Source organism: Bacillus sp. F9_6S_D1_P_5, from assembly GCF_054823925.1.
Genome location: NZ_JBTREW010000012.1, coordinates 156,080 through 173,885, shown reverse-complemented (window position 1 = coordinate 173,885; position 17,806 = coordinate 156,080). Strand labels below are relative to the sequence as shown.

The 17,806-nt window shown below is 35.8% G+C and carries 12 protein-coding genes; 1 reads left to right on the top strand and 11 read right to left on the bottom strand.

What is annotated here, in order from left to right:
- Positions 1 to 131: 131 nt before the first annotated feature.
- The 10 genes from ACUXEY_RS16765 to ACUXEY_RS16720 all read right to left on the bottom strand — a co-directional run bounded on the left by ACUXEY_RS16765 (position 132) and on the right by ACUXEY_RS16720 (position 16,733).
- Positions 132 to 674, bottom strand: a complete 543-nt coding sequence (locus ACUXEY_RS16765; protein WP_429601394.1) for a cold-shock protein — start codon at positions 672 to 674, stop codon at positions 132 to 134.
- A 35-nt stretch (positions 675 to 709) separates the two neighbouring features.
- Positions 710 to 1,459 (bottom strand): 4'-phosphopantetheinyl transferase Sfp, encoded by a 750-nt coding sequence (gene sfp / locus ACUXEY_RS16760; protein WP_429601395.1) that lies wholly within the window; start codon positions 1,457 to 1,459, stop codon positions 710 to 712.
- 33 nt (positions 1,460 to 1,492) lie between these two features.
- On the bottom strand, positions 1,493 to 2,935 hold the full coding sequence (locus ACUXEY_RS16755; RefSeq protein WP_461301169.1) for an MDR family MFS transporter: 1,443 nt from the start codon (positions 2,933 to 2,935) through the stop codon (positions 1,493 to 1,495).
- Positions 2,935 to 3,159 (bottom strand): MbtH family protein, encoded by a 225-nt coding sequence (locus ACUXEY_RS16750; protein ID WP_461301168.1) that lies wholly within the window; start codon positions 3,157 to 3,159, stop codon positions 2,935 to 2,937. The genes ACUXEY_RS16755 and ACUXEY_RS16750 overlap by 1 nt, the downstream gene beginning before the upstream one ends.
- The gene (gene dhbF / locus ACUXEY_RS16745) at positions 3,156 to 10,313 is read right to left on the bottom strand and encodes a non-ribosomal peptide synthetase DhbF (protein ID WP_461301167.1); all 7,158 of its coding nucleotides are present in this window, start codon (positions 10,311 to 10,313) and stop codon (positions 3,156 to 3,158) included. The genes ACUXEY_RS16750 and dhbF overlap by 4 nt, the downstream gene beginning before the upstream one ends.
- Before the next feature lie 31 nt (positions 10,314 to 10,344).
- The gene (locus ACUXEY_RS16740; RefSeq protein WP_461301166.1) at positions 10,345 to 11,238 is read right to left on the bottom strand and encodes an isochorismatase family protein; all 894 of its coding nucleotides are present in this window, start codon (positions 11,236 to 11,238) and stop codon (positions 10,345 to 10,347) included.
- 36 nt (positions 11,239 to 11,274) lie between these two features.
- The gene (locus tag ACUXEY_RS16735; protein WP_461301165.1) at positions 11,275 to 12,885 is read right to left on the bottom strand and encodes a (2,3-dihydroxybenzoyl)adenylate synthase; all 1,611 of its coding nucleotides are present in this window, start codon (positions 12,883 to 12,885) and stop codon (positions 11,275 to 11,277) included.
- A gap of 12 nt (positions 12,886 to 12,897) precedes the next feature.
- Positions 12,898 to 14,097, bottom strand: coding sequence for an isochorismate synthase DhbC (gene dhbC / locus ACUXEY_RS16730; RefSeq protein ID WP_461301164.1), 1,200 nt, complete (start codon positions 14,095 to 14,097; stop codon positions 12,898 to 12,900).
- A 25-nt stretch (positions 14,098 to 14,122) separates the two neighbouring features.
- Positions 14,123 to 14,893, bottom strand: coding sequence for a 2,3-dihydro-2,3-dihydroxybenzoate dehydrogenase (gene dhbA / locus ACUXEY_RS16725; protein WP_429601400.1), 771 nt, complete (start codon positions 14,891 to 14,893; stop codon positions 14,123 to 14,125).
- A 637-nt stretch (positions 14,894 to 15,530) separates the two neighbouring features.
- Positions 15,531 to 16,733, bottom strand: coding sequence for an L-lactate MFS transporter (locus ACUXEY_RS16720; RefSeq protein WP_461301163.1), 1,203 nt, complete (start codon positions 16,731 to 16,733; stop codon positions 15,531 to 15,533).
- A gap of 377 nt (positions 16,734 to 17,110) precedes the next feature.
- Here ACUXEY_RS16720 and ACUXEY_RS16715 point away from each other — a divergent pair, with 377 nt between their 5' ends.
- Positions 17,111 to 17,296 carry a YkvS family protein gene (locus ACUXEY_RS16715; protein ID WP_000646794.1) on the top strand — a complete coding sequence of 62 codons (186 nt, stop codon included), beginning with the start codon at positions 17,111 to 17,113 and terminating at the stop codon, positions 17,294 to 17,296.
- A 58-nt stretch (positions 17,297 to 17,354) separates the two neighbouring features.
- On the opposite strand, the gene ACUXEY_RS16710 is transcribed toward ACUXEY_RS16715, so the two are convergent.
- Complete coding sequence (locus tag ACUXEY_RS16710; protein ID WP_000214798.1) at positions 17,355 to 17,654, bottom strand: ArsR/SmtB family transcription factor; 300 nt, start codon at positions 17,652 to 17,654, stop codon at positions 17,355 to 17,357.
- Positions 17,655 to 17,806: the final 152 nt, after the last annotated feature.

Sequence of the window (17,806 nt, the reverse complement as noted above, 5' to 3'; positions counted from 1 at the left end):
TTTTTTCATGTTTATGATTTTATATGGTTTTCTTTCATTAAAATCATAAATATTCCAGAGTGTTGGGAACCCTAAAGGGTTTCCCAACACTCTGACAAGAAACCAGCCATTTTATAGGCTGGTTTCTTGTTTTAATTTAGTAATTCCTTTATATTCTCTGCATGATACACTTCACAAATATAAAATATACATTTGCAGTTACTTACAATTTGATATTTTCTTGTTGGATACACATTCGCTGTAACAGAACATCCATCAAACAATTCAATAATATTTCCAGAAGGCTGATACCCTTCGTATAATACGTTTCTTCTTACTTTCATCCTTTCTATAAGTTTTTCAACTGGAATGTTTCCACTCTCTAATTCACTCTTAATTGTATTTGGTAAAAACGAAGTGTCCGCAAAAATTAGATTTTCAGATAACACTTTTCCTTTATAACTAACATGAGATACACGGTAAAGAAATGTTCCGTTTTTATCAAAGAAATTCTTTGCTTCTTTCGGGATGTATTGTCTATCAAGTACCTCTTGTTCGAGGACATCAAACTGAACTGTATCATTCAATAACTTTTCTAAAGCATGAATAGATGATGTATCTCCAGCAAATAAAATATTTTTAATTGCTTGTACATTATAAGTGAATTCATTTTTTCTATTTTCCGCTACTAACATGAGGAACACCTCTTCTATAAGATATTTTATTAAACTTATTTATAATTTAAAAGCTCTACTGCGTCTATCTGTGTGATTTTAGTTACTTCTTTACTAAATATTGCAATGGAAGCCATATAATCTACACTTGGTCTTATATCTTCAATCATTGTAGTTTCTACTAACTCATGTCTATCCTTAAAAACTAACAAGTTTGGAGGATCATTTGGAGCTGAGATAGTAATATCCACTGGTGGAATCATTAGTCCTTCACCTGTCGCTTTGAGCACTGCTTCTTTTCTAGTCCAATATGTTAAAAAACCTTCTATTTTCTGTTCATTAGGTAATTTCATAACTTGCGCTATTTCAATGTCTGTTAATACGCCTTCTGCCATTTTCATAACATCTACATTTGGATTCATTTGTTCAACATCAACGCCTACAGGTGCAGACTTTGTAAATGCAACAACAACCCACTCACCTGAATGTGAAACCGATAACTGCGGCATTCCTTCTGGTAATTGCGGTCTGCCATGTTGTAATTTACATACTGGGCACATTCGATCAATCGGCACTTGCACTGGCGACATAGAAAGTATCTTCCCAAGAACTAATCTACTAATTACGCAACCTATTATAAAACGGGCACGATCTGCCGAATGATGATATGAATTTGCTTTCTCTCGTTCAACGTCATTTAGTAAATTGTAATGCCATGATTGTAAATCTGAAATTCTTCCCCACCATATTTGACAATCATTCTCATTAAGAGTTGGTATAGAATCTACAACTTTACTTTCTATCATGTAAACTCTCCTTTATACAACGAATATCAATTGTTATTCATTGACAAGTGCTTTCTGTTTTTTTGATACGGATAACATTTTTTCTTTCTTCTTTGACATTACCTCTTTATCAGAAATACGTAAAGAAAATAGTAATGCTACGAGTAAAAACATTGCTGATCCAATTAATGCCGCTTGATATGGCAAGAAATCTGAATGAGCATTATGTTGTGCACTGTTATTTCCAAAACCGGCTAGTATACTAGCTAAAACAGCAACTCCTATCGCTGAACCTAATCGATTTTGCACATTGAATATAGTAGTCGCTCTCCCCATAGAAGGTGGCGTAATATTGTTAAATGCAGAAAATTGAACTGCTCCAACAGACTGACCTAAGAAAATACCGATGCCAAACAATAATGCCCGTATTTGCCATGGATTCGTATCGTGGTTTACAAAACTTAATAAAACGAAGATAATCGCCGTACAAATTAAGCCAATAGAAATTACTTTACGAGCTCCTAATTTCTTATATGACCATGGTACAATCTGTGACGATATCATTAACCCAATCGCCTCTGGAAATGTCGTAAGACCTGATTCCAATGCGGAAACTCCTATTACATTTTGATACATAAGCGGAAAAATAAATAACATTCCTAGTAAACCAGCTGATGAAAACAATGAAATAAGACTCATTTTTCTAAAGACTGGTTCTTTTAATAATCGTAAATCTAACATCGGTTGCTTTACTCTAAGTTCTACAACGATGAACAATGTAATAAATACAACCCCAGCTATCCCAGTACTTATAATCTCTGAAGAAACCCAGCCTTTTGATGGTCCTTGACTAAGTGCATAAATTAGCATCGCAAATCCTGGTGCTGAAAGTACAAAACCTAGAGAATCAAAGCGACCAGCTGATTTTTCAATATGCTCTTTTAAAAATAGTAGACCGAATAGTAACACTACGATTCCAAATGGTAAATTAATATAAAATGCCCAGCGCCAAGACATTTGGTCTACAAAGAAACCGCCAATAATTGGTCCTACTGCTGGTGCCACAGCAATTGGTAACACAATAAACCGAGAAATTTTCGGTCTTTCCTCTGGTGAAAATGTTCGGAATAACATCGCCATCCCAACTGGTGTTAAAAGCCCCCCACCAGCACCTTGCATAACACGAAAAATATTCAATGAAGTAATATCGTTCGCTACTCCGCATAATGCTGACGCAGTTGTAAATACGAATAGAGCGGTTAGAAATACCCTTTTCGTACCGAAACGATCTCCTAACCAACCGGAAATTGGAAGGAAAACAGCTAGGCTAACTAAATACCCAACATTAACTATCCCCATCGCGGATGGCGGCACTTGTAGTTCTTTACTTATCGTTTGTAGTGCTACGTTCACAATTGTTGCATCCATCGCAGCCATAAACATCGCTGTTATATATACGACACTTACAACTACTTTCGGATTTATTTTTGCCTTCATTATCGTTTTCCTACTAATATTTTTTCGCCAACTTGATTACTTTTTGGATTCAAATCTGTCCAGTTATTCTCAACATATTGTAAGCAATCATGCCTACTAGCTTCTTCATGTACGATATTCCATCCAATAGGTACATCAAGAAAGACAGGCCAGAGAGAATGCTGGCCCTCCTCATTTTTTAATACTTTATATGTGTAGTTATCATTTTCAAACGGATTCGTCATACTGTACTTACCCCTTTCTTATTCTGCAAATATTTCGCTAATACTTGTCCAATTTCTGTAAGCGGACCTGGCTGACATAAATCTTTATGTCTACAATCAATATCGTGTTGCACTATTTCCCCGTCTAAATAATTTAACCACGTATTTGGAGAAATAGGATCAAACCATTCTGGTATAACAGTAGATCTAAAGAATAATATATCTCCGTTATAAACTTTCGGTACATATTTCCCTAACAACCCTACCGAATTTACATACGTTTCTTTCAAATTTAAAATCGTCTCTTCTTCAAGACTTGCTAATGCACTTCCATCTTTACGGAGTATTTCTACTGCACTTTCCATCGTAAGTGGTTTACCATCCATGTTATCTGGATCATATCCACCTAAAGCAAGTAATGCGATTAACGCTTCTTCTTCAGTAGGTGCTTCCGTATTCGGTAAGAAATGACCTGGATAAGAATCCAGCATAACGAGTAATTCTACTTCTTCTCCTTCATTTTGTAGTTGCGACGCCATTGCATGAACAACATTTCCCCCGAGCGACCAGCCAAGTAAACGATATGGTCCGTGGGGCTGTACTTCACGAACGTGTTTTAAATAATCCTTCGCCATTTCCTCCAAACTTTTTGGAAGTTCTTCATTTTTAGCGATTCCACGTGCTTGGACACCGTAGATTGGATAATCTGTTCCTAAAGATTTCATAAGTCCGGCATAGCACCAACTTAATCCACCTGCTGGATGTACACAAAATAGTGGTAATTGGTCTCCGCTTGCTCGTAATGGAAGCAACACATCAAGTGCACTTTGACCATTTCCCATTTCAAGTCTCTCAGCTAATCCCGCAACGGTTGGTGCTGCAAATAAAGTTCCAATATTTAATTCCACTCCAAGCGCTTCTTTAATTCGGCTCATAAGCTGCACCGCAAGAAGTGAATGACCACCCAAATCAAAGAATCCGTCATCAATTCCTATTTGAGGTACACTTAAAATCTCTGTAAATAAGTCACATAACATTTCTTCTTGCGGTGTTCTTGGTCCACGACTAGAAGATGATGCAATAAATTCTGGAACTGGCAATGCCTTTCTATCTAATTTACCGTTTGGAGTTAAAGGTAACTCATTTACTACTACAAAAGCATACGGAACCATGTAATCTGGTAAACTACATCCAGCATACTGACGCATTTCATTCGTATCAATCATTTCATTATTAGATGCGACGATATAAGAAACTAACCGTTTATCCCCTGGTTGATCTTCCCGTACAATAACGGCTACTTGCTGAACTTTAGGGTGTTTCATTATGACCGCTTCTATTTCCCCTAATTCAATTCGGAATCCACGAATTTTTATTTGGTGATCTGCACGCCCTATATAATCTAGCGTCCCATCTTTACGCCAACGCGCTAAGTCTCCTGTACGATACATTCTTGTACTAGGCTTACCAAATGGATCTGCGATAAAGCGCTCAGCTGTTAATCCTGCTCTTCCTAAATACCCACGAGCAAGCCCTGCACCTGCAACATACATTTCTCCAACTACTCCAGGTGGCACTGGTTGTAAGTAGTTGTCTAATACGTATACTTTAAGATCTGGTATACTGCAACCAATTAAACTATTCGCGCGTAAAGAGACGATTGTTTCATCTAATTCAATATAACTAACATGTACTGTCGTCTCCGTAATACCGTACATATTAATAAGTTTTGGTGCGTTATGAGAATGTCGACTATACCAATCTTCTAATCGACTTAGCTCAAGTGCTTCTCCTCCAAAAACAACATATCGTAAAGATAATTTTTGGCCAATCTCTTCATTTTCACGATCTGCTTGCATCAATTGATAGAACGCTGATGGAGTTTGGTTTAAAACAGTAACCTTTTCCTTAACTAGAAGTTGTAAAAATTCTTTCGGCGAACGACTTACAGTATGTGGTACTACGACTAGACGCCCTCCATATAATAAAGGTCCCCAAATTTCCCAAACTGAGAAATCAAAAGCATAGGAATGGAACATCGTCCACACATCGTTCGCGTCAAATTGGAACCAATGATCAGTTGCTCCTAAAAGTCTTACTACGTTTTGATGAGGTATCATAACGCCTTTCGGTCTACCTGTTGAGCCTGACGTATAAATAACGTAAGCAACATGTGATGGAGTTAACGGCTTCACACGCTCCATTTCATCAATATTATCTTCACTATATTTCTCAATTTCTTTTATTACTTTTTCATCATCAACTAAAATTTTTAGTTTCTCATCACATTCAATTTCCACATTTGAATTTGTTAAAACACATGATGGTTTCGCATCGTGGAGCATAAATGAAATACGATCAGACGGGTAATCTGGATCTAATGGAAGATAACCTGCTCCTGCTTTAAGAACCGCAAGTAAACTCACAACCATATTTAAAGACCTCGGCATTGCTAAAGCAACGAGTTGATCAGGACCAATTCCTTTTGCTATTAACAAACGAGCTATTTTATTCGCTTTTTTATTTAACTCTTCATAAGTTAACTTTTCATCTTCAAAGATGACAGCAATAGCATTTGGATTTATATGAGCCTGCTTTTCAAATAATTGTGATAATGTCATTTCTGGTACAATTTGAAAACCACCATTCCACTTTTCTAACACTGTATTTTTCTCTGCTAACGTTAAAATTTCTAATCTACCAATTGATTGATCCGGATTCTCTACCGCATCATCTAATAACAAAATGTATCGTTCTATTAATTTTTGCACCGTTTCACGTTTATATAAATCAGTACTAAACTCTAATAATCCGTGTAAGCCGTTTGGAGTACCATCAACGCCGTTACTCTCGCTAATTTCAAATGTTAGATCAAATTTTGCAGAGCCGACGCTTTGAATTTCAAGGTTCGCTTCTATATCAGGAGCATCAAAGGTTGCTTCTGGCGTATTTTGGAAAGCTAACATAACTTGAAACAGCGGATGACTATTTCGAGTACGTACTGGGTTTAACACTTCAACAAGTCGTTCAAATGGCACATCTTGATTTTCATAAGCTGCAAGATTTACTTGCTTCACTCTATTCAATAATTCTTTAAAACTTGGATCTCCTGATGTATTTGTACGCAACACTAATGTATTTACAAATAAACCGACTATGTCAGAGAGTGCATCATCGTTCCTTCCAGCAATCGGACTACCGATTGGTATGTCAGTACCTGCACCTAATCTTGTAAATAGCGCACTAAGTCCTGCTTGCAACACCATAAACAAACTAACTCCGTTTTTCCGTGCAAGTTCTACTAACCTACTATGCATACCCGCATCTATTTGAAAATGAATTGTTTCTCCTCGATAACTCGTTTCAATTGGACGCTGGTAATCTGTAGGTAGCTCCAATTGATCTGGTAACCCCTTTAGCTCTTTCTTCCAAAACTCTAATTGTGTTGAAATGAGACTCTTTTCTGTAGTTTCATCACCTAACAATTGCTGTTGCCAAAGTGCATAATCTGCGTATTGAACTGGAAGTGTCTCCAGCTGCGCTCTTTCACCTTGACATCGCGCTTTATATGCCGTTGTAAAATCTCTCGTTAACGGTTGTAATGACCAGCCATCCCCTACAATATGGTGCAATAGTATTAGTAATACATGTTCATTTTCATTCACTGTAAATAGATGCAAACGAACTGCTGGTTCAACATCGAGGTTAAAGCTATATCTTACCGCCTCAGCAAGCACACTTTCTAATTCCTCTTTACATGTTTTTGTTTTAATCATTGCTAGATTTATATTTTCCATATTTAAAATTTTCTGATAGGAACTACCTAATACGTTAGGGAAAATTGTTCTCAGTGTTTCATGTTTCTCGACTACATCATAAAAAGCACCTTGCAATGCTTCCTCGTTCAACTTTCCATACAAACGAATGACTAGCGGGATATTATATGTAGGGCTTGGACCTTCTAAACAATTTAAGAACCATAACCTACGCTGTGCAAATGAAAGTGGAACTTCACTTGGTCTACTTACTTTCTGAATAGCTGGTCGTGCATTTTTTGCTCCATCCAGTTGCTTCGCTAGTTCAGCGACAGTTGGCGATCCAAATAGTTTTCCAATTCCTAATTCGACACTTAACGTTTCACGAATTCTTGCCATTAAACGAGATGCAAGAAGCGAATGGCCCCCCATTTCAAAGAAATTATCATCAATGCTAATACGAGAAACACCAAGTACTTCTGCAAATAAATCACATAATATTTCTTCCTTCGGATTTCTAGCAACTCTCTCCTTATTCATTTCATTAAAATCAGGAGCTGGTAATTTCTTTCTATCAACTTTTCCATTTGGTGTTAATGGTAATTCTTCTAACAACACAAACGCTGATGGTACCATATAATTCGCTAAACTTTCTGAAACATAAGAACGAATTTCGGAAAGATTAATCGTTTCCTTCTCTTCGGCAACGATATACGCAATGATTCGCTTATCATTTGGGCGGTCTTCTCGTACCATTACTACTGCTTGCTTAATATTTTCATGTCGTTGTAATACCATTTCAATTTCAGCTAATTCAATTCGAAAACCACGAATTTTAATTTGATGATCTGCGCGGCTCACATATTCTAACACACCATCATTGCGCCATTTTACTAGATCACCTGTACGGTACATGCGCTGCCCTCGTTCTCCATAAGGATTTGCAACAAAACGTTCAGCCGTTAACTCTGTTTTTCCTAAATATCCGCTTGCAAGCCCTTCCCCTGCAATATATAATTCACCAATTACTCCAGGTGGTACTGGTTGTAACCCTGCATCTAATACATATACAGCTGTACTACAAATCGGCTTTCCGATAGGAGGTATACCACTTTCTCTTTCATCGATGTTCATGACAGTAGACCAAATCGTCGTTTCAGTTGGTCCATATAAGTTTGTAATAGTACAACCTAATTCTTTTAATGTTTTTGCTAAATGGGCTGGAAGTGCTTCGCCACCTACGAGCACATTTAGTCCTTGTAGCTTCTCTGGATATTCCGTTACTAACGCCTGCCAAAGCGTCGGTGTAGCTTGCATAATTGTCACTCTTTCTTTTTGTAACAATGCCGTTAACGCAGAAGGTTCTTGAATTACTTCTTTTTGTGCGATTGTTAAACTTGCACCACTAATAAGAGGTAAATAAATTTCGAGAGCTGAAATATCAAACGCAAATGTTGTAACTGCTAATAAATGATCGTTTTCATGTAATGAAAACATATCATCCATAGCCAATAAAAAGTTACTTAAAGCTTTCATAGGAACAATTACACCTTTTGGATTGCCGGTTGATCCTGAAGTATAAATTGTATAAGCTGGGTTTAAAAGTGATTCATCATTTCTAAATGGTAGATTCAAATGAGAATATGCTTTTAACGCTTGTTCTGTTTCTTCACGATCTAATTCAATTTTTTTCATATCATTTTCTATAAATAAAGTTGATGTAACAGATGAATGCGTTATAATACAAGCTGGTTTTGCATCATTTACTATATAACTTATTCGCTCGGCTGGATATTCTGGATCTATTGGTAAATACGCTGCACCAGCCTTTAAAACTGCTAGCATACTAACTACCATTTCCGTTGATCTTGGAAATACTAAAGCTACAAACTGATTTGGCCCTATTCCTTCTTCTACTAAATAGTGTGCTAGTTCATTCGCTCGTTCATTTAGCTCTTTATACGTAAGATTTATTCCGTTACAAGTTACTGCTATTTTATTTGGATTTTTTTGTACTTGTTTTTCGAATAATATAGGTAAAGAGATTAACTCTTCAACTTCTTTAGTTTCATTCCATTCGAATAAAACTTTTTGATTTTCTTCAGGAAGAGTAATGTTTATGCTTCCAATCGACGCATCTTTTTCATAATCATTTATCACTAATTCTAATACATTCATAAATCTTTCTTTATGCAATGCTAGTTCCGCACCATTATATACTTCTGGGTTCGCATCAAAATGAATCATTAGCTCATTTTCATCGAAACGTTTATAAACATTTATCGATAAATCATCGACAGGTCCTGCTGATAAATTATGTGTTATCCCGCGATTCCCAGCAAAATTAAGTCCATAATCAAAAGGCATCACATTCACTAATGGTCCAAATAATCTTTGGTTTTCACCTAGTAACTTTAAGTCTCTTCTTAATTCCTCATGACGGTATTTATGATGACGACGTACATCTCGAATTTCTTTAGAAACTTGCTGTACTAATTCTGTAATAGTTATATTTGGAGTTACAGTGAGACGAAGTGGTACTAAATTCATTACCATACTCGGTGTATGAATAGATGCAGAACCGAGACGCCCCATCATCGGTAAGCCTAAAACAATATCATTTGCACCTGTTAACTTATGCATATAAATACTTGTTACAGCGACAATAAATTCTGGCCAACTTGTTAAAGAAATATTGATATCTTCTAGTAAAGTTTTCGTGCTAGAACTGGATAAATAAGCTGTTTCTCGTAAAAATCCATTTGATGTTCTCGGCGCTCGTTCTGCTAAACTTACAACTTCTGGTTCATCTGCAAACTTCTCTAACCAAAAAGTACGATCTTCCTGAAATTGTTTCGACTCACGATATTCAATATCTTCTTGTACAATCTTTGAAAGAGAACCAAATGGCTTCTCTTTCTTATTTGTTTCTTCTATAAGTGTTGTATACTCTTTCGCTACCTTTTGGCTAAGAAGTGAAAATCCATAGCCATCCATCACAATGTGATGGATGCGCTGATACCAAAAGAAACGATTATTTTCAACTTGAATAAGTGCTTCAGTAAATAATGTATCTGTTTTCAAATCGACTGGCATAGATAAATCATTTTTCATCCATACTTTAGCAGCTTCTTCAGGATTTTCTTCTTTACGAACGTCAATAAAGTGCATTTGAAACTGTAATTCTTCAATAACTTGCCATGGACCAATTTCATCCTCTTCGAAGCGAACATGCAGCGCTTCTGCTTCCATTACAACTTTACGTACTGCTAATTCAAAAATATCTTGATTAATATTTCCGTTTATTTCTACATATTCTCCAGTATTATAAATCGGATTACGTGGATCTAATTGCTGCGCAAACCACATACCAGTCTGCGCAGATGATAATGAATGACGAACCTTTTGACTATTAGGCATTCTTTACTACCCCTTTATTATGTAGTCTATATTAAAGTACATGTTCTGTTTGCAGAGATAATAAGCGGTACCAATCAACAACGGTTGGGTTCTCTGCTAAATCCGCAAAAGTGATTTCTTTTCCTTCGCGACGCCACTTCTCTACTAAACTCATAATTCTGACCGAATCAAGTCCTCTATTTAATAAATCTTCATCAGTCTCAATACTTTCTACTGGTTCACGAAGTAATTGTGCAACTAGTTCATGTACTTCCTGTAAAGTAATCCCTTCACTCTTATCACCTTTTACACTTTGTAAATCTTTTAACAGTAAGTGGGTGGATGTCGTTACTGCACATCTACTAGACGCATACTCCAATGCTTGCTTATGATGCCCTAATGAAAAATCCGCCACTGCATCTGCTACAAAGAACGGCTCTATACCATCCATAAACGCTTCACAAGCTGTTAAAAGGCAGCCAATATGCGCATAAATACCACAAATAATGAGTTGATCTCTTCCTTGTTCATTTAAAATTTCTAATAGATTTGTCTTTTTAAATGCACTATATCTCCATTTTGTTAAGAATATATCATCCTCATTAGGGGAAAGTTCATCGACAATTTTCTTTTTATCTGGTCCAGCAGGAATACCGTCACCCCAGAAGTCTTGTAATAATCCTCGTTGTTCTAACGTTTGTCCACCTGGTTGCGCTGTATAAACAACTGGTATACCAAGTTCCTTACATTTTTCTCTTATTACCTTAATATTTGAAATGAGTTCTACTTTTGGTGATTCTTTATCGCTATATGCATCAAGAAAATATTCTTGCATGTCATGGATTAGAAGAACCGCACGCTTCGGATCTGGTGTCCAGTTCACTTTATTTTTTGGTAGTTCTGATTCAACTGGCATTTTGTATACTGAAATAGATGGGATAGCCATCTAATCACTTCCTTCCAATTTTTATATTATTTATCGTTATACCGTAATAAGTTTTTCAGCAATGACTTTACGTAATTCTTTTTTGCTCACTTTTCCCACACCTGTTTGCGGGAATGATTCAATAAATTCAATTCGATCTGGAATCTTATAAGCAGCTATACCGCGTTCTCTTAAAAACATTTTTAATTCACTTACTGCCGGAGCTTGTCCGCGAGCTATTACAAATGCACAAGTACGTTCTCCTAAATAATCGTCAGGCATCGATACAATTGCTACATCATGCACTGCATCATGTGCTAATAGATGATTTTCAACTTCTTCCGCAGCAACTTTCTCACCACCACGGTTAATTTGATCTTTATCTCTTCCTTCTACTATGATGTAACCTTGTTCATTTATTTTTACAAGATCACCCGTTCGATAAAAACCATCCTTTGTAAATGCTCGTGCATTATGCTCTTCTGCTTTATAATAACCACGAATTGTATAGGGCCCTCGTGTTAATAAACTACCTACTTCACCAGGTTTTACATCGTTATCATTTTCATCAACAACCCTTACCTCATCGAATGTAGACATCGGTCTCCCTTGCGTATGAATAATGATTTCTTCAGGATCATTTAATCTTGTGTAATTTACTAACCCTTCTGCCATACCGAACACTTGCTGTAACGTACATCCAAATGTAGGGTGTATACGTTTTGCAACCTCAGCACTAAATTTCGCTCCACCTACTTGAATCACTTCTAGGCTCGATAAATCATTATTACGAGAGGATGCAGCATCAAGCCATATCATTGCTAATGGTGGCACGAGAGCAGTAATCGTAACTTTTTCTTTTTCAATAAGTGCAAATGCCTCATCTGGACTACCTCCAGTCGCCAGCACAACTTTTCCACCCGCATAGAAAGTTCCAAATGTACCTGGAGAACTCATTGGGTAATTGTGCGCTACTGGTAGAACTGCCATATAGACGCTTTCTGCATTCAAATTACAAATTTCAGCGCTAACACGTAAACTATAAATATAGTCATCATGTGTTCTAGGAATTAATTTAGAAAGTCCTGTTGTCCCTCCTGATAATTGGAGAAACGCAACATCACTTGGCTGAACTTCTGGTAATGGAACGGGATCTATATACAGATCATTTATGTTTAGGAACTCTTCTTCTTCTCCCACTACAACTACATGTTGTAAAGTTGGCACTTTCTCTTTCACTTCTCTTGCTAGTTTTCGATAATCAAAGCCGAGAGCCTTATCTGAAATAACGTAAGCACTCGCCTCACCAAACTCACAAAAATAACTAATTTCACTGCTTCGATGTGAAGGTAGTGCAAAAACAGGAAGAGCTCCAATTCGAAATAGCGCAAAACATATTTCAAAAAACTCGATAACGTTAGGTAGTTGGATTACAACTCGATCTTCTTGCTTTATTCCTAAATTCAGTAAACCTGATGCTAAACGATCTACTTTTTTATCAAGTTCACTATACGTTATATGCGTATTACCACTTACAACTGCAATTTGATCTCCATATTTTTCAGCCCGCTCTCTTAACATCCCGCCAAATGTTTCACCAAGCCAACACCCTTCCTCTCGATAACAATCAGCAAATTCTTTTGGCCACTTTGTATAACCTGTTAACATTCTTTCTTCCCCCTATTTTTCATTCAGTGAATTATCACTTAACCCTAGAGCCTTTAGCATTGTTTGGAACTTAGCTGATGTTTCTGCTAACTCATCTTCTGGTTTTGACTCAGCAACAACTCCCGCTCCTGCAAATAATCGAAGTGAATTTTCTTGCACTTCCGCACAGCGAATTGTAACAATCCATTCACCGTCCCCATTTAAATCGCTCCACCCTAGCATTCCTGTAAAGAATTCACGGTCAAATGGCTCAATTTTTTGAATCGCCTCTCTCGCTTCTTCCATCGGCGTTCCGCAAACTGCTGGCGTAGGATGAAGAGCAATTGCTAATTCTAAAGAAGTAGTATTTGGATCCTTTAGTTCCCCTTTCACTTCAGTAGATAAATGCCACATCGCTTCACTATGAATAACAGATGGTTTTTCTGGAACATGTAATGTATGACAGTACGGACGAAGTGCTGCGGCAACCGCTTCCACTACTACCGCATGTTCATGTAAATCTTTTGGAGAAGAAAGTAATTCCTCTGCTCTTCTTTTATCTTCCACTGGATCATCACTACGTGGTCTTGAACCCGCTAATGGATTAGAAGTAACTTGCATACCATTACGTGAAACGAGTAATTCAGGGCTTGCTCCTATTAATGTCTTACTATCCTCGTTTTCCTCTTTCGGTAAATTCACAGCAAATGTATAACCGTGCTTATTATGCTCTGCTAATTCTCGAAGAAGTTTTTGCTTATCAATCTTTTCGGAAGATTTAACATCTAACGATCTAGATAGAACGATTTTCTTTAAATCACCGTCTTGTATTTTTTGAATTCCTTGCTTCACACCATTCATATACACTCCTGGATCTGGTACAGGCGTCATTTCAAAAGTTAAGTTCTCGTTTGTTTCAAACTGATTTGTTGTTTCCAATTGTAAACGCTCAGAAATTCTGCTATCTTCTGGTATGATAAGTTGAACTTCTTTTCTACGATCAAATGGCAAGGCACCAACAACGATAGGATTCGGATTTCCAGCTTGTTTTGCATTACGTAATAACGCCTGTACTAGTTCTGGAAAACTTTCAATTTCACGATGCTTTACTGTAGTAAACTCTCCTTCTGTCAATATCGTTCGCGTTGGTGAAGCGAAAAAGAATGAAGATTCAGTCTTATAATCTTCTAGTAATTTTTCTGACAGTTCCTTTACAGCCGTCAATTCATTCATAGTATAGTGACCCCCTGATTTTTTATTAAACGCCTAATGTAGCTCCGCCATCGACACATAAATTATGCATTGTAATATGGCTCGCTTTATCTGAAGCTAAAAACAATACCGCTTCAGCAACTTCTGAAGGTTGTGCAATTTTTTGTAACGGTATACCGAGTCTATATGTACTTTGAGAACCAGCAATTATATTTTTTGCTCCATTCTCATCAGTCCATAGTAACCTTTGCATTTCAGTTTCAGTCGAGCCTGGAGAAACTAAGTTACAGCGAATGTTATACGCTGCAAGTTCTAATCCTAAACATTTCATAAACATCGTCGTTGCAGCTTTTGATGCAGCATACGCAGCCATCTCGATTCTCGGGGTATTTGCTGCATTTGAACCAACTGTAACAATTGCCCCTGACTTTCTTTGCATCATACGTTTACTTACTGCTCGGGACATATAGAAAACGCCTGTAGAATTTACAGAGAATGTTTTATTCCAATCTTCATCACTTAAAGAGTGAATCGCTCCCATACGTAAAACCCCTGCAACATTTACTAATATATCTATCGGTGCTATATCATTTTCAATACGATTTACTATATCTTCAACAGCGTTACTATCACTCACATCCAAACGAAACATTTTCATACGTGTTTCATTTAAGAGTTCGTTTAACCCTTCTTCATTTTGATCAACAGCAATAACTGTAGCTCCTCTTTCTAAAAACATTTTGGCAACAACACTACCTATACCTCGGGCTGCACCTGTTACTAAAACCGTTTTTCCAACAAATTCCCCTAAGTTCATTTCCTCTATCCTTTCATTTGAAAATTAATCTAATTAAACAAATAATGATAATGATTATCATTATCGATGTAAAAAATAATACACTTACTAAACTAATTGGTCAAGTGTACTTTTCATCAAATTATTATTTATTGATAATATTTTTCAATTAATATTCTTACAACGAAATGATAATCTTTCTCAATAAACTTGTCAACCTATTTTTATTTTTCAGATAAAACATTTTAGTGATTCTCAATACAATTACATCTAAAAGCATTAATAAGTACTTATCTTACACATTTAATTTATACTCCCCTTTTTAAACTTATAAAAGACTAACAGTAGATACCTTCATTTACACATCATTATCACAAACTCAAGTATATATTTTCTCAATATTTTTCTGAAAATACCGAGAAAATATATCTTGCAATAACTGATGTATGTCTTGTTTATTATTTAAGATTTAATACGTATTTCGAATTTAATGTTTCATTTTTAATATTCCAATATAATCCAAATGGGTATTTCACTCAATTTTTTGTCTCAAAAAAACTCCAAAGATTATATAACCTCGTTACAATAATTCATAAAAAAGCACCCTATTTAATAGGGTGCTTTTTCGTATTTATATTGTGATAGAAGATTTATATTCTTATGCTACGCTGCGATACTCTTCTTCTTGTTCTTTTTTCTGCTTAGGTGCTTGAATTAAAATTGCGATAATAAATGATACGACACATAGTACGCCGATCACCATGAATGTTGGTTTGAACCCACCTAGAAGTGCACCGATAAAGGAACCTGCAAGCGCTCCAAATCCAAATCCTTGATACACAATTCCGTAGTTCTTACTATGGTTTTTCATACCGTAGAAATCACCAACGATAGCTGGGAAAATAGTGATATTTCCACCAAAGCAAAACGCAACACTTGCTACACATACGAAGTAGATACCATAATTTAAATCTACAAAACTTAAAACTAAGACTGAACTCGCCATAACAACAAAAGTACCAGTAACGATTTTTAAACGGCCGATTTTATCTGATAACGGTCCTAAAATAATACGACCTAATGTGTTGAAGATTGCAACCATAGCCACCGCATTAGCTGCTGTTGCTGCGCTAAGCCCTACAAGTTGAACACCAATGTCTTTTACCATACCAATTAAGTATAAGCCACTCATACATGATGTAAATAACATTATAAATAATAAGTATACTTGTTTTGTACGTAACATTTCTTTCGTTGTATATTCATAAGTTTTTGTTTCATGAACTGCACCCTGTTCAGCAGCTTGATGGATTAAACAAGCTCCAAGGACAATCATAGCTGTAACAATTAAACCCCAGTATATAAATGCTTGTGATACACCAACTGATTCAATTAACTGTGCGTTAACATATTTAAAGATTAAGCTACCCGAACCATATGCAGAGACAGAAATTCCAGCAATTAAACCTTTACGCTTTGGAAACCACTTTATTAAATTGGATAGTGAAGTGATATATGCTGTACCATCTGCATAACCTACAACAACCCCTGCTAATACATAAAGCAATATTAACGAAGAAGCTTGTGAACTAAGTACTAATCCTAGTCCTAATGCTAACCCAGCTATCATAATAAGCTTACGAAGTCCCCATTTTTCTTGCAATTTACTCGCAAATAAAGTTGAAAATGCTAAGGAAAGACTCGTAATTGAGAAAGTTATAGCAACTGCGTTAAGACTCCAACCGTATTTACTAACTAAAGGCTGATTAAATAAACTCCATGTATATATCGTACCAAGTCCCATTTGAACTATGACTGTACCAAGGACAACAAGCCATGGATTAACATTTGATTTTTTCATACCTTTCCGCCTCCTCTTTCTATTTCAATGCTTTTCGCTAAGTTTTCTTTTTTTATGTTCATATTGACCACCTCTTTTGATTTAACACCTTCATTGTATAAGATGTTTCCGGTTATGTAAGCACTTACAAGATAGAGCGTCAAAAATATGGAATCAGTTACAGAAAACGAAGGACGAAATACAAAAAACTACTTATTAAATACGAAAGCAGCTTTTATAATGTTTTGTTTCCATACGACTTACAGCTGTTTTATCATCCTCTTTTATAAAATAAAAAATATTTTATTGATAAACAAAACTAAATATTCACTAATATATCTATACGTGGTTTAATATATATAATAAAAAAATATTTCTGTTTTTAATGAGGAGGTACTATGAAAGCAAACGTAGGGGATACTATACTTTTTCAACGAAATAATTTAAAGATTACAGGATCTGTACTAAAACTTTATACTGAATCGGTCTTAGTTGAAATTACAAATGTAAGCGGTGGTACTTTTGAATTCGAGCGAACAATTGTAAATCATAAAAACTATAAAATTTTAAATACGAATACATAAAACAACACAAAATAGCCCCTGCTCATCAGCAGCGGCTATTTTATATGAAAATACTTCATTAGTTTATATATCCTAAAACACTTACAATCTTACTCGCCTTTAAATTATTAATGTGATAATAAATTTCTAATCCTCTTCGCTCAGCTCGTAACACTTTACCTTTCATTTTTGATAAATGTTGTGAAACAGTCGATTGTGGAATATTTAGTAATTCTGTTAATTGTGTTACATTACAAGTTTTTCTCGTACTTAATTCATTTACAATTTGTAAGCGGATTGGGTGCGCCATAATTTTTAAAATATCTACATCTTCTTCTGAAACTAAACTTTTTCTCATCTCACTCGTATATGTTGTCATAAGACATTCCCCTTTTATGTGAATTTCTCTTATTTAGATCTATTTCCAAAATATTTAAAACTCTGATGTGAAACTTTTATATAAAAATAATAGAATTTTAAATTTTTGAAAACAGAAAGAAATACAATTCACTTTATTTATTTGGTACATAT